Origin of the sequence: Xanthobacter aminoxidans, assembly GCF_023571765.1 — a bacterium.
Taxonomy (GTDB): Bacteria; Pseudomonadota; Alphaproteobacteria; order Rhizobiales; family Xanthobacteraceae; genus Xanthobacter; species Xanthobacter aminoxidans.
Genome location: NZ_JAMJXC010000011.1, coordinates 147,294 through 167,303 on the forward strand (window position 1 = coordinate 147,294; position 20,010 = coordinate 167,303).

Genomic DNA, 20,010 nt, shown 5'->3' on the forward strand with positions numbered 1-20,010 from the left:
ACATCAGCCTCGCATCATCGGCTCTAGGCGGCGCTGCGCCTCGTCCAGGGCGGCCTTGGTGGTGGCCTGCCCCACCAGCGCCTGCTGGATCGCGGTGGCGAGCGTGTCGCCGATGGCCGGCCACTGGGGCACGCGCGGACGCCAGTTCACGTCCGTATCCTGTTCCAGCGCATCCAGGGTGGTGGCGACGAAATTGTCGCCGAAGCTGTTCATCAGCTTCACAAAGTCCGGGTTTTTCCACAGGCTCAAGCGGTTCACGCCGGACCGCTTGGCGGGACCGGAAAACTGGTAGGACGTGAGCGCCTGGGTCTGGAGCGACGCCGCCCACTGGATGAACAGCCAGGTGGCCTTCTTCCGCTTCTCCGGCAGCGAGGCATTGATGGGGAAGCCCCAGTTCCAGATGGACGACACGCGCTTGCCGGTCGGCCCCTTGGGCCAGCGCGCGAAACCGATCTTGCCGACCACCTTGGACTTCTCGGGATTGGTGATGACCGAGGCGGACGTGTTCGCGTCGATGTAGCTGGCGATGGTGCCCTGCGAGAAGGCGTCGGCGATGTCGGGCCAGTTCCAGTTCTGGGCCGCGGTGGGCGCGTATTTGCGCATCACGTCCACATACCAGTTGAGCGCCGCTTCGGCCTCCGGCCCGTTGACGCGGAACTTGCCGCCCGGGAACCAGTCTCCGCCGAATTCCTTGAAGAGCGAAGAATAGATGTAGACGTTCTGCCCGGCACCGGCGACGCCGCGCAAGGCGGCGCCCCAAAGGCGGTTTCCGGGATCGTTCAGCGCCGCGGCGTTGGCGACGTAGTCTTCCAGCGTATCCGCCGCCTTGAGGCCCTTCGCGTCGTACAGATCCTTGCGATAGACCTGAACCGTGACCTCGCCGTCATACGGCACGCCATACAGCTTGCCGTCGATGGTGTTGGCGTTGCGCCACGCGGGAATGATGTCGTCCGGCTGGAACCAGGCGGGGTCGGTGAGGGTCGCGTCCTTGAGATAGGGATCGAGCGACTCCACCCATTTGTTCGCGGCGTAGAGCGCGTAATACATGGGGTCGGCCGCATGGGTCGAATATCCGCCGGCCTTGGACGTGAGGTCGATCACGGCCTTCTGGCGGATCTGCGCGGGCGGGATTTTCTCGAACCGGACGCTGATGCCGGTCAGCGCCTCGAACTGGGGCGCGAGCGCGATGAGCGCGTCGAAGTAGCTCGCCGGGATCACCGCGACGGTGATCTGCTCACCGGATGCCTGGCGCCAGTCGATCTTGGCCGCCTTGTAGGCCGAAAGGTCCGCATCCTGCGCGCCGGCCGAACGGATGAGAGCGGGGAAAGCGACGGCGGCAAGGCCAGCCTGCAGCACGTGACGCCGCGTGGGCTTCACAGAAGTCATTGGCGTTTCCTCCTGGCCGATATGGATCCGGCCTATTGTCATAACAATCTATGAGACATCATAACCTGTCAACCGACGCACCTGTCTTCCGTGCGGGTTGAAGGTCCGTCCTGAGCGTGCAGCGCCTGCGCGACCGCGTGGCGCCAGCCCTTGATTTTGCTGGATCTCCGGTCGTCCGCCATCTCAGGTGAGAAGCGCCGGTCGAGGTGCCAGTTGCGGGCAAACTCCTCTGGCCCGCCGTAAAGGCCCGCACGCCATCCGGCGAGAAAGGCCGCCCCGAGCGCCGTGGTCTCCCGCACGACCGGGCGGTCCACGGGATTGCCGAGAACGTCGGCGATGAATTGCATCGTCCAATCGCTGTCGGACATCCCGCCATCCACCCGGATGACCGCCTCGGCTCCCTCAAGACCGGCGTCGAGCATGTCCGCCCGCATGGCCTCCAGAAGGTCGAGGGTCTGATAGCCGACGCTCTCCAGCGCCGCGCGGGCGATCTCCCGGCGGGTGGTGCCGCGGGTGAGGCCACTCAGCATGGCGCGCGCATCGCTGCGCCAGTGGGGGGCGCCAAGGCCAGTGAAGGCCGGGACGAGATAGACTGGCTGATCATCGTCCGCCTCGGCCGCCAGCCGCGTGCTCTCGGCCGCCGTGGTGATGATGCCCAAGCTGTCCCGCAGCCATTGCACGGTGGACCCGGCGGAAAAAATCGAACCCTCCAGCGCGTAGGTCCGCTTGCCATCCCATTGATAGGCAATGGTTGTCAGGAGGCGGTGGCGCGAGCGCGGGCGGGCATCGCCCGTATTGAGCAGCATGAAGGCGCCGGTGCCATAGGTCGCCTTCGCCAGCCCCGGCGAGAAACAGGCCTGCCCCACGAGGCTCGCCTGCTGGTCGCCGACCATGGCCAGCACCGGCACCTCGCGCCCCAGCCAGGCGGCGGCAGTGCCGAACGCGCCGGCGGTGTCGCGCACCTCGGGCAGGATGGCCGAGGGGATCTGGAACAGGCGCAGCAGGTCCTCATCCCAGACGCCGGAGTGAATGTCGAACAGCATCGTCCGGGCGGCGTTGGTCGCATCCGTGGCATGCACGGCACCGCCGGTGAGCCGCCAGAGGAGGAGCGTATCCACCGTGCCGAAAGCGAGCGCCCCGCGCTCTGCCCGGCTCCGCGCGCCGGGGACGTTGTCCAACAGCCAGCCGATCTTGGTGGCCGAGAAATAGGGATCGATCAGCAAGCCGCTGCGTTCGGCGACGAGGCCCTCGCAGCCCTCCGCCGTGAGACGGTTGCACAGGTCCGCCGTGCGCCGGTCCTGCCAGACGATGGCGGGCGCGATGGGCTCTCCGGTCTCGCGATCCCACAGGACGGTCGTCTCGCGCTGGTTGGCGATACCGATGGCGGCGATGTCAGCCGCCGTCAGCCCCGAGCGCGCAAGTGCATCGCACATGGTCGCAAGGCTGGTCTCCCACAGATCGCGCGGATCATGTTCGACCCAGCCGGGATGCGGGAACGACTGCGGGAATTCGCGTTGGGCCGAGGCCACGGGCGTGAAGTTGCGATCGAACACGATGGATCGCGTCGAAGTCGTGCCCTGGTCGATGACAAGTATATGCGTCTCCACCCGCCTCCTCCCCCTTCTTGTTCTTGGTCATTCTTGTTCTGGGCCATGCCCCACGTCAGGCCGCGGCGCCGTTGCGCTCCAACGCCATGAAGTCTTCCAGCGCCGAAACTTCCGTCGACGTCAGGCGAAGGCCGAGCTTGGTCCGGCGCCAGAGCACGTCGGCGGCCGTGCGTGCGAACTCCTCGCGCATCAGATGGCGCACCTCCGCGACCGTCAGGCCCGCCCCGAAGGTGGTCCGCGCGGCGGGATCGGCATCCGCCGCCGCGAGAAACGTCTCGGCCCTGGTGCCATAGGTGCGCGCCAGACGGGCGGCATCCGGAGGCGTCAGCCAGGGCCGGTTCTGCCGAAGAGACTGCGCCAGCTGCGCCGTCCCGCCGCGAGGAAAATCGCCGCCGGGCAGTGGCGCGCTCCCTGTCCAGTCCCCACGGCGCGCGGCCGCTGCGCCAAGATGCGGACTGAGCTTGTCCAGCGCGTCGAGGGCGAGATGGCGATAGGTGGTGATCTTGCCGCCGAGCACGGAGAGGAGCGGCGCGCCTCCCGCATCGTTCAATTCCAGCACATAGTCCCGCGTCGCCGCCTGAGCGGCGCTCGCCCCGTCGTCATACAGCGCGCGCACGCCCGAATAGCTCCACACCACGTCGGCAGGCGAGACGGGGCGCGAGAAGTATTCGCTGGCGGCGGCGCAGAGATAGCCGGTCTCGTCGGCGGTGATCGCAGCCGCGGCCGGATCTCCCTCGAAGTCGTGGTCAGTGGTGCCGATGAGGGTGAAGTCCCCCTCATACGGAATCGCGAAGACGATCCGGCCGTCGGGGTTCTGGAAGATGTAGCTGCGGTCGTGATCGAACAGGCGCGGCACGATGATGTGCGAACCCTGCACCAGCCGCAGCCGGCCGGCGAGGGGCGGAAGCGTCTGGCCCGCGAGGCGGTCCGCCCAGGGGCCTGCGGCGTTGATGAGCACGCGGGCGCGCACATCCTTGCGCTGGTGTGTCTCGGCATTCTCGACCTGAAGTGTCCAGCCGTCCGAGGCGCGCGCGGCATCCACCGCCCGCGCCCATGTCTCGATCACGGCGCCCCGGGCCCGGGCGTCGCAGGCGTTGAGCACCACGAGCCGGGCATCGTCCACCCAGCAGTCGGAATATTCGAAGCCGCGCGTGCGCAGATCCGGCTTGAGGGGCGCACCGGCCTGGTCCCGGCCGAGGTCGAGGGCGCGGGTGGCGGGCAGCAGCTTGCGCCCGCCGATATGGTCGTAAAGGAACAGGCCGAGGCGCAGCATCCACCACGGGCGCATACCGCGGCGATAGGGCAGCACGAAGCGCAGCGGGCGCACGATGTGGGGCGCGATCCCCCAAACCACTTCCCGTTCGGTCAACGCTTCGCGCACCAGCCGGAACTCGTAATATTCGAGATAGCGCAGGCCGCCGTGCAGCAATTTGGTGGAGGCGGAAGAGGTGGCGCCGGCGAGGTCGCCCTGCTCGCACAGATAGACCGAATAGCCCCGTCCGGCCGCGTCGCGGGCGATGCCGCAGCCATTCACGCCGCCGCCGATGATGGCGATATCGAAGGGATCGTCCGCTGCCGGACGGCCCGCCGACACCTGCGCGGACGTGCGCTCTCTTTCCATCGACCCAGCCTCCGCACCCCATTGCAGCGCGTGTCTCGCGGCGATGCGGCGCCGGGCCTATGCGGCCAAGGAGCGATCCGGATCACGGGTCAAACCTAAAACGAACAAATCCATGTTCGCAATCGAAAACAACGAACATTGCACGATAGATATATCATGTTAAATCAATAAGTTATCTGTTTTCGTTTTCCGGCGGCGCTTCCACCACCCGCACGCCATGCGTGGCGCACACGGCGCGCAGGCGACCCGAAGACAGGTGGTCGGTGACGAAGGCCGATACTTGGGAGAGGTGTCCGAGACGGACCGGCGCGACGCGTCCCACCTTGCTGCGATCGCACACCAGGATCACCCGGCGCGCATTGTCCATGATGGCCCGCGCGACCGTCACCTCGAGGGGATCGAAGTCGAGCAGCGATCCGTCCTCGTCGATGGCCGAGGCGCCGATGACTGCGGTGTCGACCTTGAACTGGCGGATCATGTCGACCGCCGCCGGCCCCACGACCGCCCCGTCCGAATGCCGCACTTGTCCGCCCGCGACCATCACGCGGATCGCGGGGAAAGGATAGAGCCTCAGGGCCACATTGATGTTGTTGGTGATGACCAGAAGGTCACGATGGGCGGTGATGGCCCGGGCCACTTCCTCCGTGGTTGTGCCGATGGTGATGAAGAGCGAGGAATTGTCCGAGATGAGCGCCGCCGCGGCGGCGCCGATGGCGCGCTTGGCGGGTGCCGCGATCTGCCGCCGCGCCTCGTAGGACAGGTTTTCCACGGATGACGAGATGACGGCGCCGCCATGGGTGCGGGCCAGAAGATTGCCGCTGCACAAGGCGTTAAGGTCGCGGCGGATGGTCTGTGGCGTCACGCCGAAGCGCAGCGCAAGGTCCTCGACGTCCACATGGCCGCTCGCCCGGGCAAGGGACAGGATGGTGTTCTGGCGATCGTTCAACACAGGCACGTCGGCCAACCCCGGTACGAAATTCCGACGTGCACGATGTCAACCCGTGCCCATCCGATCAATGGGAACGTGTCGGAAGGTCGCTCCTGGGCTCGGTTTCTGGACGAGTGCGCCAAGTTCAACATCACGCCGGTCCAGTATGCGGCCATGGTGGCGATCGAGGAGCGGACCCGCGTCGATGCCACCATGAGCTTTGACGGTACGATGTGAAGTGCGGACGCGCGCCTGCCGTTCAGCTTCCGCCGCCGCCGCCCCCGCTGCGGAGCCACCGGCCGGAAAAGGTCCCGGCGGCCACCACCGCTTCGGGACTGCCCGGATCGAGGGTGAGCACGACGGTAAAGATCCCGCTCAGCCCCCGGCGGCTGATCTGCGCCGCGGACGCATGGATCGTCGCGCCGCCAGGAACAGGACGGATGAAGGTGAGATCGCTGCCCGTGGTCAGGATGGTGCCGTCGTAGTAGCCGGCCGCGCCAAAGACCATGTCGGCCAGCGTCCACAGGGCGCCGCCATGACACGTCCCATGGCCGTTCATCTGCGCCGGGCCGACCTCCATGGTGATCACCGCGCGCCCCACCTCGGCCTCGACGAGGCATAGCGGCATCGTCCCCGAGAAGGCATTGCGCGAGAACATCCGCAGGATGCGCGCCCTCAGGCTCTCGGATGATACATCCGCGTGAGACATGGTTACGTCCGTCATCGCTTGGCCTGGACTGGAGCGGCGGTGGATGCGCGAATGCGTCCGGCAGTGTCGATGGCCGGCTTGCCGAAACCCTTCCGCGAGGCACTGTCTGCGTTCGCCGTCGGCATGATGGGAGAACCCTCCAGCTCTTTGATGGGGTGCGTCTGCTTCACGCGAGGCGGCCTCCGCCTCGCGTGAAAACGCTCCAGGTCTACCCTACTTCACCAGCGGGCAACCGCCTTCATTGAGCGGGCGGAACGCCTGCGCTGCCGGGATGGTGGCGAGGGTCTCGTAGACGTCCCATTCGCCCTTGGACTGGGCCGGGGCCTTCACCTTGAACAGGAACATGTCGTGCACCGCGCGGCCGTCGATGCGCACCTCGCCCTTGCCGAACAGGGGATCGTCGATGGGCATTTCGCGCATCTTGGCCAGCACGGTGTTCGTATCCTTGGTGCCGGCGACCTCCACGGCCTTCAGATAGTGCATGATGGAGGAATAGACGCCGGCATGAACCTGGGTCGGCATCTTGCCCTTGTGGAGCGCGGCAAAACGCTTGGCGAAGGCGCGGCTCGCATCGTCGCGGTCCCAGTAGAACGCCTCCGTCAGCACCAGACCCTGCGCGAGTTTGAGCCCCAGCGCATGGATGTCGGTGATGAAGGTGAACAGGCCGGCGATGGACTGCCCGCGCTGCACGATGCCGAACTCGGAGGCCTGCTTGATGGCGTTGATCATGTCCTCGCCGCCACTGGCGAGGCCCACCACCTTGGCGCCGGAGGATTGCGCCCGGATCAGGAAGGACGAGAAGTCGCTGGTGCCGAGCGGATGCTTGACCGATCCCAGCACCTGCCCTCCGGCGGCCTTCACCACCGCCACGGTGTCGCGCTCCATGGCATGGCCGGAGGCCTGGTCCACCGCGATGAAGAACCAGCTGTTGCCGCCCTGGCGCACCATGGCGCTCCCGGTGCCGTTGGCATTGGCCCAGGTGTCGTATGTCCAGTGGATGGTGTTGGGCGTGCATTTGGACCCGGTGAGATCGGCGGTCGCCGCGCCGGCATTCAGCTGGATCCTGTCCTTGTCCTTGACGATCTGGCTGACCGCCAGCGCGACCGGCGAGCCGGTGACGTCGCCGATGACGTCGACACCCTCCTGGTCGATCCACGAGCGGGCGATGACGGAGCCGATGTCCGCCTTGTTCTGATGGTTGCCGGAGACGATCTCCACCTGGATGCCCTTCTCTGCACCCTTGAAGTCCTCCACCGCGAGGCGGGCGGCCGCCACCGAGCCGGGACCTGCAAGATCCGAGTATGGTCCGCTCATGTCGCTCAGGATACCGATCTTGATCCTGGTCTCGGATGCGGCGGGCCCAGTCCACATGGCGACTCCCACCAAAACCCCTAAAATGCTCATATAATGACGCATGGCGTGTCCTCCCCTTGCGGTGACTGAAGCTGTTTTTATTGGCGCCATTTACGTCAATCACATTCCATATATTATGTAAATATATTTGCCAAATTTTTTGGACGAGGCTACGTTGGGCGCTCCGCCGGGCGCGGAGAATGATCCACGGCCGGCCGCATGCCGATCCGGGTTGGAGAGGAGAGGACGATGCAGGACTTCCACGTGAAGCCGGGCGATTCAGCCGTCTTCACGAAAACGGTTGGCGAGACCGACGTGTACCTGTTCGCCGGCATCACCGGCGACTTCGCCCCGAACCACGTCAACCGCCCCTTCATGGAGCGTTCGCGCTTCGGCCGGCTACAAGCACATGGCGCGCTGCTGGTGGGCTTCATGTCCACCGTCGCCGGGATGATCGCGGCCCGGACACCACCCGAGGCAAACGAGACCGCCGTGGCGCTCGGCTACGACCGCATCCGCTTCGTCAAGCCGGTCTTTCTGGGCGATACGGTGACCACCCATTATCGCGTCCGCACGGTGGATGCCGCACGCAAGCGCGCCAGTGCCGAGATCGAGGTCACGAACCAGGACGGCACGCTGGTGGCCGTCGCCTCCCACACGCTCGCCTGGGTGCCGAACACCCCCGCCGCCGGATAGGCGATGGCCGCCCGCTGCGTCCAGACGAAGCCGCCATCGCCCATCGCATCCCTCACATGTTCGGATAGTTCGGCCCGTCGCCGCCCTGCGGGGTCGTCCAGGTGATGTTCTGCGCCGGATCCTTGATGTCGCAGGTCTTGCAGTGGACGCAATTCTGGAAGTTGATCACGAAACGCGGCGCCGCCTGATCTTCAACCACTTCATAGACCCCCGCCGGACAATAACGCTGGGCCGGCTCGGCATATGTCGGCAGGGTGACGGCGACGGGAATGGAGGGATCGGCCAGCTTCAGATGGGGCGGCTGGCTCTCCTCGTGGTTGGTGAAGCTGAAGGCCACGTTGGTGAGGCGATCGAAGGAGAGCACGCCATCGGGCTTGGGATAGTCGATGGGGGTGAAATCCTTCGCCTCTCCCGTCGAAGCGGCATCGCTCTTGCCGTGCTTCAAGGTACCCAACAGGCTGCGTCCGAAGAGCTGATTGGTCCACATGTCGAAGCCGCCCAGCGCCAGCGAGGCCATAAGCCCGTAGCGCGACCAGAGCGGCTTCACGTTGCGGACCTTGTTCAGGTCCTGCCCCACCGCTCCCGTCCGGATCTCGCTCTCGTAGGACGCCAGTTCGTCACCGGAGCGGCCGGAGGCCAGCGCCGCATGGACCGCCTCGGCGGCCGCCTTGCCCGAGAGCATGGCGTTGTGGTTGCCCTTGATGCGCGGCACGTTCACCAGCCCCGCCGAACAGCCGATCAACGCCACCCCTGGAGCAACCAGCTTCGGCAGCGACTGAAGACCGCCCTCCGAGATGGCCCGCGCCCCGTAAGCCACGCGCTTGCCGCCCTTCAGCAGATCCGCCACCAAAGGGTGATGCTTGAAGCGCTGGAACTCCATGTAGGGAGAAAGATAAGGGTTCGCATAGTTCAGATGAACCACGAAGCCCACATAGACCTGATTGTTGTCGAGATGGTAGATGAAGGAACCGCCGCCTGCATTGGCGCCCAGCGGCCAGCCCATGGTGTGGGTGACCGTGCCTTCCCGGTGCTTGGCGGGATCGACCTCCCATATCTCCTTCATGCCGATGCCGAACTTCTGCGGGCAATGACCGGCGGAAAGGTCGTATCTGGCGATGACCTCCTTCGCCAGCGAGCCGCGCACCCCCTCGCCCAGCAGCACGTACTTGCCATGCAGCTCCATGCCCGGCTCGTAAGCCGGGCCGGGTGAGCCATCGGCGGCGCGGCCGAACTCGCCGGCCACCACCCCCATCACCTCGCCGGACGCACCATAGACGAGGGCGGAAGCCGCCATGCCGGGGAAGATCTCCACGCCCAGCGCCTCCGCCTGCGCGGCGAGCCAGCGGCACACATTGCCCATGGAGACGATGAAATTGCCATGGTTCGACATCAACGGCGGCATCGGCCAGTTGGGAATGCGCACGCCGCCAGTTTTGGTGAGGAAATGGAAATTGTCCTCGCGCACCGGCACGGTGATGGGCGCCTCGCGCTCGCGCCAGTCGGGCAGCAGCGCGTCGAGCCCCGAAGGGTCGAGCACAGCGCCGGACAGGATGTGGGCGCCGACCTCCGAGCCCTTCTCCAGCACCACCACGGCGAGGTCGGGATCAAGCTGCTTCAGCCGGATGGCGGCGGACAGGCCGGCCGGGCCCGCGCCGACGATCACGACGTCATAGGCCATCGCCTCCCTTTGGATTTCGGACATGACGTCCCCTCATCTGGTCTCAGTATGCCGAGAGAGGCGCAGACGCGCCTCCCGTATGCGTCAGACTCGTTCGAGCAGCAGCGCGGCCCCCTGGCCGACGCCGACGCACATGGTGGCCAAGGCGTGGCGGCCCCCGCCGCGGGACAGTTCCAGCGCCGCCGAGCCGGCGATGCGCGCGCCGCTCATGCCGAGCGGATGGCCCAGCGCGATGGCCCCCCCGTTGGGATTCACTCGCGGATCGTCGGCAGCAATGCCGAGCTGTCGCATCACGGCGAGCGCCTGGGCGGCGAATGCTTCGTTGAGCTCGATCAGGTCGATGCCATCCAGCCGGATGCCAGTGCGCGCGCACAGCCGTTCCACCGCAGGCACCGGGCCGATGCCCATGATGCGCGGGGCCACGCCCGCCGAGGCCCCGGCCACCACGCGGGCGAGAGGGGTGAGGCCGTAGCGCCGCGCCGCCGCTTCCGAAGCCACGATCAGCGCCGCGGCTCCGTCATTGACGCCGCTGGCGTTGCCCGCCGTCACCGAGCCGTCCGGGCGGGTGATGGGCTTCAGCCGGGCAAGATCGGACTGGGTCGTGGCACGCGGGTGCTCGTCCCTCGCCACCTCTTCCGTCTTGCCACGGCCGAGCGGCACGCTGACGGGGAGGATCTCCATGGCGAGCCGCCCGTTGACCTGGGCGGCCGCTGCCTTCTCCTGGGAGCGCAGGGCAAAGGCGTCCTGGTCCTCGCGGCTGATGCCATGCTCGTCGGCCAGATTCTGCGCCGTCTCAGGCATGGACTCGGTGCCGTAGTCCTGCGCCATCCGCGGATTGATGAAACGCCAGCCGATGGTGGTGTCGTGGATTTCCGTGGCGCGCGACCATGGCCCGGCGCCCTTGGGGATCACGAAGGGGGCACGGGTCATGCTCTCCACCCCGCCGGCGATAGCGAGTTCCATATCCCCGGAGCGGATGGCGCGCGCGGCAGCAACCACCGCTTCGAGCCCGGAACCGCACAGGCGGTTCACCGTCACGCCCGGCACCGTTTTCGGCAGGCCCGCGAGCAGCAGGGCCATGCGCGCCACGTTGCGATTGTCCTCCCCGGCCTGGTTGGCGCAGCCCATCCACACCTCTTCCACCGCGGCGGGATCGAGGCCGGGATTGCGGGCCAGGATGGCGCGCAGCGGCAGCGCGGCAAGGTCGTCGGCACGCACCTGCGCGAGCGCGCCACCGTAGCGGCCGATGGGGGTGCGGATGAAGTCGCAGATGAAGGCTTGGGTCATGGGGCAGCTCCCGGATCATCGGGGTTCAGACCCTCGCGCGCCGCCTCGCGCAGGAGGGCGGGAACACCCCAGGACAGCGGATCTTCGGCCGCGAAGGCCTCGATGCGACGCGCGATCTCGGCACATCCGATGCGCCCGGCGTGGTGCATGGGCCCGCCGCGCCAGCGCGGGAAGGCATAGCCATGCACCATCACCAGATCGATGTCGGAGGCCCGCGCGGCGATGCCCTCCTCGAGGATGCGAAAGCCTTCCTCGATCATGGAACTGATGGCTCGGGTAACGATCTCCTCGTCGGAGAAGGTGCGGCGCGCGATGCCGGCGCGGGCGGATTCCTCGGCCACGATCCGGTCGATCAACGGGGCGGGAGAGGCCGTCCCGCCGTCGTAGTCGTACCAGCCGGCCCCCGTCTTGCGGCCGAGACGGCCGGTCTCCTCGACGATCCGGTCGGCGATGGGAATGTAGCGGAAGCCGTCCTTCGTGGGCCAGCCAAGCCTCTTGCGGTTGGCATAGGCGATGTCGAGGCCGGAGAGGTCCTGCACCTCGTAGGGACCCATGGCCATGCCGAAGCCACGCAGCGCCTGGTCCACCTGGGCCGGCAGCGCACCTTCCATCAGCATGATGTCGCAGGTCTGGCGATAGCGGGTCAGGATGCGGTTGCCGATGAAGCCGTCGCACACGCCTGCGAGGATCGGGATCTTCTTCAGCCGCGCGGCGAGGCGCAAGGCGGTGGCGAGCGTCTGTGGCGATGTGGTCCGCGCCCGGATCACTTCCAGCAGCTTCATCACATGGGCCGGGCTGAAGAAATGCAGCCCGAGGAACCGCTCCGGATGGCTTATGCCTTCGCCGACCCGGTTCACGTCGAGATAGGAGGTGTTGGTGGCAAGGATGGTGCGCTCCGGCAGCGTCGCGTCGAGGGCGGCGAAAACCTGCCGCTTGACCTCCATGTCCTCGAACACCGCCTCGATCGCGATATCCGCCGGCGGCAGGGCGCCATAGCCCTCGTGGAAGCCGAAGCGCGCGGCCTGCTCCGCCTCGGCGGCCTCGGACGTGGTCTTGCCCCGCTTCACCGCGTCGGCATAGAGGCGCGCCACATTGGCCCGCGCCCGCTCGACGCCGGCGGCGTCGCTTTCCACCAGCGCCACGGAAATGCCAAGTCCGGCCAGGGCGTAGGCGATGCTGGCGCCCATGGTGCCGCCGCCCACCACCACGGCGGAGCTGATGTCCGCCCCGCCGCCCTTCCCCTGTGCCATGGCGGCGCGCTCGGCGAAGAAGACGTGCCGCAGGGCCGCCGCCTGATCCGAGGTCTTCAGGGCGAGGAAGGTCTCCCGCTCCAGCGCCAAACCCTCGTCGAACGGAAGGCGGGTCGCGGCGTCAACGAGATCGATTGCCTTCAAGGGCGCGATCTGGCCGGCACTGCGTCTTGCCGCCTGCTCGCGCGCCGCCTCCACCGCATCTGGATCCGGCAGCGGGGCGGGCAAGGCGCCGGTGGCAGGCCGGTTCGGGACAGGACAGCTCATGGCGGCGGCGGCCGGATCGTCCGCGACCGCATCCACCAACCCCAGGTCCTGCGCCTCACGCGCGCCGATCACCCGGCCCTCGCAGATCAGCGACAAGGCCGGCCCGAGGCCGATGAGACGCGGCAGCCGCTGCGTTCCGCCGGCACCGGGTACGATGCCCAGCGTCACTTCCGGCAGGCCCAGAGTCGCGCCCGGCGCGGCGATCCGCGCCCGGCACGCGAGCGCCACCTCCAGCCCGCCGCCGAGGGCCGTGCCGTTGAGGGCCGCGACCACCGGAACCGGAAAGTCCTCGATCCGGCGGATGATGTCCGGGAGGTGAGGCTCCTGGGGGGCGGCGGCGAACTCCCGCGCGTCGGCCCCCGCGATGAAGGTCTTGCCGGCGCCCGTCAGCACCACCCTCTTCACCTCAGCGGCCTCGGCCGCGTCGAGTGCACGGACAAGTCCTTGCCGCACAGCCTGGGACGTGACGTTGACCGGGGGATTGTCGATGGTGACGAGGGCGACGCCCTCTTCGACAACGCAATGAACGGGTCCGGGCATGTCGGCCTCACTCGCGGACATGGGGGATGCGCCACTCCGGCGCACGGGAAGCGCCGGAGCGCAAGGCGGCCATCAGGAGCGGGACTGCTCGTATTGCTCGCGCAGCAGGGTCCGCAGGGCGAACTTCTGGATCTTGCCGGAGGCGGTGGACGGCAGCTGATCGACCACCTCGATCCGCTCGGGAAAGTATTGCTTGGCGAGATGCTGGCTATCGAGGAAGGCGATCATCTCGTCGAAGCTGAAGGTCTTCCCCGCCTTGGGCACGACGAAGGCGCAGGCCCGCTCGCCGAGCCGCTCGTCGGGATAGGCGACGATGGCCACCTGCTGGATGCTCGGATGCTTGTAGAGTACCGACTCGATCTCGACCACGGGCAGGTTCTCCGCGCCGCGGATGATGACGTCCTTGGTGCGCCCGCAGATGCGGATGTAGCCCTGCTCGTCCATGCGCGCGATGTCGCCGGTATCGAACCAGCCATCGGCATCGGTGGCATTCCACTGCGGCCGCTTGAGGTAGCCGCCGAAATTGGAGCAGCCCCGCACGAAGAGCGCGCCCTCCTGGCCAACCGGGAGCGCGGTGCCGTCAGCGGCGCGGATTTGAATCTCCATGCCGGGCAGCACGAAGCCGTCCGTGTTGATGGAGCGCTCGTCCGGGTCGGAGGGAGAAACGAGCGTCAGCGCGCCGTTCTCGGTCATGCCCCAGGCGGAGATGATCTTGGTGCCCAGAACCTTCCGCGCCCGTTCCACCAGCGCCCCCGGAATGGCGGTGCCGGCGCACAGGAAGATGCGGAGCGAGGAGGAATCCGCACCCAGTTCTTCCACCGTGTTGGTCAGGTCCATGAGGAAGGGCGTCGAAGCCATGGTGAAGGTGACACCTTCCTGCTCGATGACGCGCGCCGCCTGCGCCTTGTCCCAGCTGTCCATCAGCACCATGCGGGCCTTGAGCATGAAGGGCATCAGCAGGCCGTACATGAAGCCGGTCTGGTGGGCCATGGGAGAGGCCATCAACACCACGTCCGCCGCACCGAGCCCGAGCCGGTCCGCATAGGCGAACAGGTTGGAATACATGGTGTTAGCGGTGTGCATCACGCCCTTGGGCTCGCCCGTGGTGCCCGAGGTGTAGATGAGCTGGCACACGGCGTTCGCACCGCTGCGGTCGCGGGCGCTGATGTCCCGGACGGCGGGCACGTCCGCATCCAGCGCGGGATCGAGCAGCGACGCCTCGAATGCGTCCGGCCCCTCGCCTCCGGCCACGACCAGATGGCGCAGGTCGGGCAGGTCCGCTTTCAGCCGGTGCGCCATCGCCTCATGGTCGAAGCCGCGGAAGACGCGGGGAATGGCGAACACCTTGGTCTCGCCGTGGCGGAGCATGAACGACAGCTCATGCTCGCGGAAGATGGGCATCACCGGGTTGAAGACGACGCCCAGCCGGAGGCAGGCGATGTAGAGGACGACGAATTCCCACCCGTTGGGCAGCTGGCAGGACAGGACGTCGTCCTTGCCGAGGCCGAGACGGCGGAGCCCGGCGGCGGCGCGCCAGGCGAGGCGGTCGATCTCCGCATAGGTCATTTCGCGCCGCGTCCCGCTGCCGGTCACGACGGTGAGCACGGCCACGGCATCAGGTTTCTCGGCGAGGCAAACGTCGAAATAGTCGAGCAGGGTCTTGCCCTGCCAGAAACCTTCGGCCTCCATCCGGGCACGGCGGGGCTCGATGAGCACGGCGTCGAATTGCATGGTGTCCTCCCCTGTCTCCGGATCAGCCGTTGACCGCGACCCGACCCGCCCGTTCGCGGGCGATGATGTTCTTCATGATGTGCGCGGTGCCGTCGCCGATCTGGAGGCCCAGCACGTCGCGCAGCCGCTGCTCGAACGGCAGCTCGGTGGAATAGGCGGCGTGGCCGTGGATCAGCAGGCAGGCGTGGATCGCCTCATAGGCGAGGAGCGGCGGCCACCACTTGGCCATCGCCGCCTCCGCCACGTGGGGCAGGCCATTGTCCTTCAGCCACAGGGCGTTGTAGCTGAGCAGCCGGGCGCCCTCGACACGGGTGTCGAAATCGGCGAGCTGGTGGGTGATGCCCTGGAAGGCCGCCAGCTGCTTGCCGAAGGCGCGCCGCTCGCCGATGTAGGCCCACGCCTCTGCAAGGGACTGGCGGGCCGTTCCAAGGCATTGCAGGCCGATGAGCGAGCGGGAGAAGTCGAAGCCCTGCATCACCTGCACGAAGCCCTTGTTCTCCCCGCCGAGCAGGTGATCGGCCGGCACCCGCACATTGTCGAAGAAGATGGAGCCGCGGCCGATGGCATGCTGGCCGAGGTCGGTGAAGCGGGTCGTCGAGATGCCGGGGGTGTCCATGGGCACGAAGACGGCGGAGACGCCGTGCGCCTTGTCCTCGGGCCGCCCGGTGCGGGCGAAGACGACGGCGGCGGCGGCCTGGTCGGCGGCCGAGATGGAGGTCTTCTCGCCGTTGATGACGTAATGGTCGCCGTCGCGCTCCATGCGCAGGCCCAGGTTGGCCGCGTCCGAGCCGCCGCGCGGCTCGGTGAGGGCGATGGCCAGCAGGATCTCGCCGGCGGTCAGCTTCGGCAGCCAGTGGCGCTTGATCTCGGGATTGGCGAAGTTCGCGAGGATCTGGCCGTTGAGCGAGGCGAGGACGTTGATATAGCCGAAGTTGAAATCGCCTTTGGCGATCTCCTCGATGATGACGCCCGAATAGATGGAGCCGGCACCGCTGCCGCCGAATTCTTCGGGCAGCTCGGGCGCGATGAGGCCGAGGCTGCCCATCTCGCGCACCAGATCCGTGCCGAACGTGCCGGTGCGCTCGCGTTCCTTGTAGCCGGGTGCGAGCTTTTCGGCGGCGAATTTCGCTGCGAGATCGCGCAGGGCGACGAGGTCTTCAGTATCGAAAACCGTTGGATACGCCGTGGGTGTCATGGCTTGCCTGCCTTGGTTTCCTGCGTGCTGTTCTTGCTGCCCCGGCGTTTCCCCGCCGGGTTCGGCGCGGCCGCCCGTGCGCGGCCCTGTGGTCGTCCGCCATGCCGCCGCCCTGACGTGCGGCATGGCGGAGCCGTCCTGTCCCTTGCGCCCCTGGCGGGACGGGACCAGACGACGGCGCGAAGCCCTACTTGCCGAACTTGCGGAAGTCGGGCTTGCGCTTCTCGCGGAAGGCGACGCCGCCTTCCTTGCTTTCGTCGGTGTCGTAATAGAGGCTCAGCGCCCGCATCCCGAGGGCGGAGATGCCCCGGATGTTCTCGCTGTCGGCATTGAAGGACACCTTGGCGAGGGCGAGCGCCGTGGGGGAGCGCTCCATCAGCTCGGCGACCCAGCGGTCCACCTCGGCGTCGAGCTCCTCGTGCGGAACCACCGTGTTGACGAGGCCCATGGCCAGCGCCTCGGCGGCGCTGTAGCGCTTGTTGAGGTACCAGATCTCGCGCGCCTTCTTCTCGCCGACCACGCGGGCGAGATAGGCGGTGCCGAAGCCCGGATCGACCGAACCCACCTTGGGGCCGACCTGCCCGAACTGGGCCTTGTCCGACGCAATGGTGAGGTCGCAGATGGTGGCGAGCACGTTGCCGCCGCCGATGGCGAAGCCGTTCACGCGGGCGATAACCGGCTTCGGCACGTCGCGGATCAGGCTCTGCAGTTCGTCGATGGGCAGGCCGATGACGCCGCGCCCGTCATACTGGCCGTCATGGGCCGACTGGTCGCCCCCGGTGCAGAAGGCCTTGTCGCCGGCGCCGGTGAGCACGATTACGCCCACCTTGCGATCCCAGCCGGCGGTCTGGAAGGCGTGGATCAGCTCGTCCACGGTGTGGCCGCGGAAGGCGTTGTACTTGTCCGGCCGGTTGATGGTGATCCAGGCGGCGCCGCCGCGGATTTCGTAGAGGATGTCGGTATAGCTCATCATGTCCTCCCTCAGCCGTGCATGGTCAGGCCGCCGGAGACCGAGATCACCTGGCCGGTGATGAAGGCGGCATCGTCGCTGGACAGGAACAGGATGGCGCCGGGCAGGTCCTCGGGCTTGCCGAGGCGTCCAAGCGGCACCGCGCGGGTGAAGGCGGTGCGCAGCTTGTCCTTGTCGCCGGCCGCCTCCATGAAGCTTTCCAGCATGGCCGTCTCGGTCACGCCCGGGCAAACCGTGTTGAAGGTGATGCCATTGCGGGCATGCTCGCGGGCGAGGGTCTTCATGAAGGCGATGACGCCCGCCTTGCAGGCGGCATAGACCGCCTCACCCGAGGAGCCGACCCGCCCCGCATCCGAGCCGATGGAGACCACGCGCCCGGCAACGCCGCGCGCGACCATGGAGGCAAGCACCGGCTTGGTGATGTTCAGCACCGAGCGCAGGTTGATGTCGATGATCTTGCTCCAGAAGTCGGGTTCCGACTTCAGAAACGGGACGAACAGGTCCCAGCCCGCGTTGTTGACCAGGATGTCGATGGGCCCCAGGGCGCCCTCCACCTCGGCCACGGCCGCGGCAGTGGCGGCGGCATCGGTGAGGTCCACCACCATGGTGACGGCCTCGCCACCGGCCGCCTTGATCTCCTCGGCAACCTTCTCGGCCGCCGCGGCGCCGATGTCGGCGACAACCACGCGTGCGCCTTCCTCGGCGAAGCGCCGGCAAGTTGCCGACCCGATTCCGCCGCCGCCGCCAGTTACGACAACTATTTTACCCTTTAGGCCTCGCACGGTGGTCGTCCTCCATGATCGTGGGCTGGGCCGAAGCGCAGGGCCCCGGCATTTTCGCCTGTTCCGGCGAAGCGCCCGCTCCCCGATACGCCCGTCGCTCTTGTGACTTCTGGTTTAGCGACTCCCGCATTTTAGGTCAATATATTTCCTTATTTTGACCGAACCCCGATCCCTTGACCGAGCCGTGCGGCGCGGTCAAAGTGCTGACATGACAAAGACTGGTGGCACTTCACGCGGGATTTCGCCGGGCCTGAGCAACAGGCTCTTCTTCCGGCTCTACCAATGCGCAAACATGTTGCATAAGACCGGAACGCGGGCGCTGGACGACTACGAGATCACCACCCAGCAGTGGGCCGTGCTCGGCGCCCTCACCCGCCCGGCGTTCGCGGAGGGTGTGGCCGTGGGCGACCTCGCCGCCTTCCTGCTGGTCACGCGCCAGAACCTTGCCGGCGTGCTGCAGCGGCTCGAGGCCATGGACTATGTGGAGCGCACGGTCGACGCCAACGACAACCGCTCGCGCCTCATCCGCCTGACACCCAAGGGGCGAAGCCTTTGGGATGCAAACATGCGCCCGGTCATCGCCGATTATTACGATGCCGCGCTGGCGGGCTTCTCCACCGAGGATCGGATCCACATGATCCATTACCTCGACAAGATGCTGAACAACTTCAAGGCGATCGATCCGGAAAGCGCAGCCCGCCACCAGGAGGAGGCACCGGTGGCGGCGGCCGCGCCGACGCCTAGAGTCCGGCGCGTCCCTTCGCCTCGGCGGTGAGCGCCTTGGCGATGATGATCTGCTGGATCTGCGTGGTGCCTTCGTAGATGCGGAACAGCCGGGCATCGCGATAGAGCTGCTCGGCGCGATACTCGCGGATATAGCCGTTGCCGCCGTGGACCTGGACATTCCGGTCGGCGATCCGCCCCACCGCTTCCGAGGCGAACATCTTGGCGCAGGAGGCCTCGACGCTCACGTCCTGCCCGGCATCGCGCTTTCGCGCCGCATCGAGCACCATGCAGCGGGCGGCATACGCATCGGCCTTCGAATCGGCGAACATGGCCTGAAGTAGCTGAAAATCGGTCAGCGGCCGGCCGAACTGCCAGCGCCCCACCGCATAGGCCAGCATGTCGTCCAGGATGCGCTCGGCGAGCCCCACGCAGGCGGCGGCGATGTGCAGACGCCCCTTGTCCAGCACCTTCATGGCGGTCTTGAAGCCCTGCCCTTCCACGCCGCCGATCAAGGCAGAGGCCGGCACGCGGCAATCGTCGAAGATGACATCGCACACATGGGCGCCCTGCTGGCCCATCTTCTTTTCCGGCTTGCCCGTGGTGAGGCCCGGCGTTCCACGCTCCACCGCAAAGGCCGAGACGCCCGCGGCGCCCTTCTGGGCGGGATCGGTGCGCGCCATCACGGTGAACAGGCTGGCATGCGGCGCGTTGGTGATGAATCGCTTGGTGCCGTTCAGCACATAGACGTCGCCGTCGCGGCGCGCCGTGGTCTTCACCGAACCCGCATCGGATCCCACGTCCGGTTCGGTCAGAGCGAACGAGCCGATGATCTCGCCGGAGGCAAGGCCCGGCAGATATTTCGCCTTTTGCTCCGCCGTGCCGTCGATGGCGATGCCCTGCATGCCGATGCCCACATTGGTGGCGAACATGGACCGGAAGGCGGGGGCGGCGCGGCCCAGCTCGAAAATGGCGAGCACCTCCTCCTCCATCACGAGGCCGAGGCCGCCATACTCCTCCGGCGCGGTGAGGCCGAACAGGCCCAGCTCGCGCATCTCCGCGACGATGGCGGCCGGAATGGCGTCGGTCTCGGCCACCTCGGCCTCCGCGGGGATCAGCCGCTCGTCGACGAACCGGCGGATCGCATCCAGCAGTTGGGACAGGGTCCCGGGATCCAAGGCCATGACATCCTCCCCTATTATGGAAATATATTGTCCTATATATGCGAGGGACTCAACCCGCAAGATGGTGACATGAAGCCATAAATATTGGATTCTTGAGCCCACC

17 protein-coding genes are annotated in these 20,010 nt (G+C 67.1%); 3 read left to right on the top strand and 14 right to left on the bottom strand.

Annotated elements, in window-relative coordinates; all coding sequences use genetic code 11:
• Positions 1-3 precede the first annotated feature (3 nt).
• The 4 genes from EJ105_RS17310 to EJ105_RS17325 all read right to left on the bottom strand — a co-directional run bounded on the left by EJ105_RS17310 (position 4) and on the right by EJ105_RS17325 (position 5,569).
• Positions 4-1,386 carry an ABC transporter substrate-binding protein gene (locus tag EJ105_RS17310; protein WP_024280789.1) on the bottom strand — a complete coding sequence of 461 codons (1,383 nt, stop codon included), beginning with the start codon at positions 1,384-1,386 and terminating at the stop codon, positions 4-6.
• A 68-nt stretch (positions 1,387-1,454) separates the two neighbouring features.
• Entirely contained in the window at positions 1,455-2,993 is a 1,539-nt protein-coding gene (gene glpK / locus EJ105_RS17315; protein WP_250167308.1) for a glycerol kinase GlpK, read from the bottom strand.
• Between the two features lie 55 nt (positions 2,994-3,048).
• On the bottom strand, positions 3,049-4,614 hold the full coding sequence (gene glpD / locus EJ105_RS17320; protein ID WP_250167309.1) for a glycerol-3-phosphate dehydrogenase: 1,566 nt from the start codon (positions 4,612-4,614) through the stop codon (positions 3,049-3,051).
• A gap of 172 nt (positions 4,615-4,786) precedes the next feature.
• The gene (locus EJ105_RS17325; protein ID WP_250167310.1) at positions 4,787-5,569 is read right to left on the bottom strand and encodes a DeoR/GlpR family DNA-binding transcription regulator; all 783 of its coding nucleotides are present in this window, start codon (positions 5,567-5,569) and stop codon (positions 4,787-4,789) included.
• Between the two features lie 36 nt (positions 5,570-5,605).
• Here EJ105_RS17325 and EJ105_RS17330 point away from each other — a divergent pair, with 36 nt between their 5' ends.
• Positions 5,606-5,779 carry a hypothetical protein gene (locus EJ105_RS17330; RefSeq protein ID WP_250167311.1) on the top strand — a complete coding sequence of 58 codons (174 nt, stop codon included), beginning with the start codon at positions 5,606-5,608 and terminating at the stop codon, positions 5,777-5,779.
• Positions 5,780-5,801: 22 nt separating this feature from the next.
• Here the strand turns inward: EJ105_RS17330 and EJ105_RS17335 are convergent, their stop codons facing one another.
• Both EJ105_RS17335 and EJ105_RS17340 read right to left on the bottom strand, forming a co-directional pair.
• The gene (locus tag EJ105_RS17335) at positions 5,802-6,251 is read right to left on the bottom strand and encodes a PaaI family thioesterase (protein WP_250167312.1); all 450 of its coding nucleotides are present in this window, start codon (positions 6,249-6,251) and stop codon (positions 5,802-5,804) included.
• A gap of 213 nt (positions 6,252-6,464) precedes the next feature.
• A complete protein-coding gene (locus EJ105_RS17340) occupies positions 6,465-7,622 on the bottom strand; it encodes an ABC transporter substrate-binding protein (protein WP_250167313.1) in 1,158 nt (385 codons plus the stop codon).
• Between the two features lie 231 nt (positions 7,623-7,853).
• Between EJ105_RS17340 and EJ105_RS17345 the strand changes: the two genes are divergently transcribed.
• Positions 7,854-8,300, top strand: a complete 447-nt coding sequence (locus EJ105_RS17345; protein ID WP_250167314.1) for a MaoC/PaaZ C-terminal domain-containing protein — start codon at positions 7,854-7,856, stop codon at positions 8,298-8,300.
• 52 nt (positions 8,301-8,352) lie between these two features.
• Here the strand turns inward: EJ105_RS17345 and EJ105_RS17350 are convergent, their stop codons facing one another.
• The 7 genes from EJ105_RS17350 to EJ105_RS17380 form a co-directional block, all read right to left on the bottom strand.
• Positions 8,353-10,002 (bottom strand): electron transfer flavoprotein-ubiquinone oxidoreductase, encoded by a 1,650-nt coding sequence (locus tag EJ105_RS17350; protein ID WP_250167315.1) that lies wholly within the window; start codon positions 10,000-10,002, stop codon positions 8,353-8,355.
• A gap of 60 nt (positions 10,003-10,062) precedes the next feature.
• Positions 10,063-11,265 carry a 3-oxoadipyl-CoA thiolase gene (pcaF, locus tag EJ105_RS17355; RefSeq protein ID WP_250167316.1) on the bottom strand — a complete coding sequence of 401 codons (1,203 nt, stop codon included), beginning with the start codon at positions 11,263-11,265 and terminating at the stop codon, positions 10,063-10,065.
• A complete protein-coding gene (locus EJ105_RS17360) occupies positions 11,262-13,322 on the bottom strand; it encodes an FAD-dependent oxidoreductase (RefSeq protein WP_250167317.1) in 2,061 nt (686 codons plus the stop codon). The genes pcaF and EJ105_RS17360 overlap by 4 nt, the downstream gene beginning before the upstream one ends.
• A gap of 72 nt (positions 13,323-13,394) precedes the next feature.
• Positions 13,395-15,053, bottom strand: a complete 1,659-nt coding sequence (gene aliA, locus EJ105_RS17365; protein WP_250167318.1) for a cyclohexanecarboxylate-CoA ligase — start codon at positions 15,051-15,053, stop codon at positions 13,395-13,397.
• A 22-nt stretch (positions 15,054-15,075) separates the two neighbouring features.
• Complete coding sequence (aliB, locus tag EJ105_RS17370; RefSeq protein ID WP_250167319.1) at positions 15,076-16,248, bottom strand: cyclohexanecarboxyl-CoA dehydrogenase; 1,173 nt, start codon at positions 16,246-16,248, stop codon at positions 15,076-15,078.
• A gap of 187 nt (positions 16,249-16,435) precedes the next feature.
• Positions 16,436-17,218 (bottom strand): 2-ketocyclohexanecarboxyl-CoA hydrolase, encoded by a 783-nt coding sequence (badI, locus tag EJ105_RS17375; RefSeq protein ID WP_250167320.1) that lies wholly within the window; start codon positions 17,216-17,218, stop codon positions 16,436-16,438.
• 11 nt (positions 17,219-17,229) lie between these two features.
• Positions 17,230-18,000: an SDR family NAD(P)-dependent oxidoreductase gene (locus EJ105_RS17380; protein WP_024280802.1), complete on the bottom strand. Its 771-nt coding sequence runs from the start codon at positions 17,998-18,000 to the stop codon at positions 17,230-17,232.
• Between the two features lie 208 nt (positions 18,001-18,208).
• Here EJ105_RS17380 and EJ105_RS17385 point away from each other — a divergent pair, with 208 nt between their 5' ends.
• Complete coding sequence (locus EJ105_RS17385; RefSeq protein WP_024280803.1) at positions 18,209-18,775, top strand: MarR family transcriptional regulator; 567 nt, start codon at positions 18,209-18,211, stop codon at positions 18,773-18,775.
• Here the strand turns inward: EJ105_RS17385 and EJ105_RS17390 are convergent.
• On the bottom strand, positions 18,741-19,907 hold the full coding sequence (locus EJ105_RS17390; RefSeq protein WP_250167321.1) for an acyl-CoA dehydrogenase family protein: 1,167 nt from the start codon (positions 19,905-19,907) through the stop codon (positions 18,741-18,743). The two genes, EJ105_RS17385 and EJ105_RS17390, sit on opposite strands and share 35 nt — an antisense overlap.
• Between the last annotated feature and the right edge of the window lie 103 nt (positions 19,908-20,010).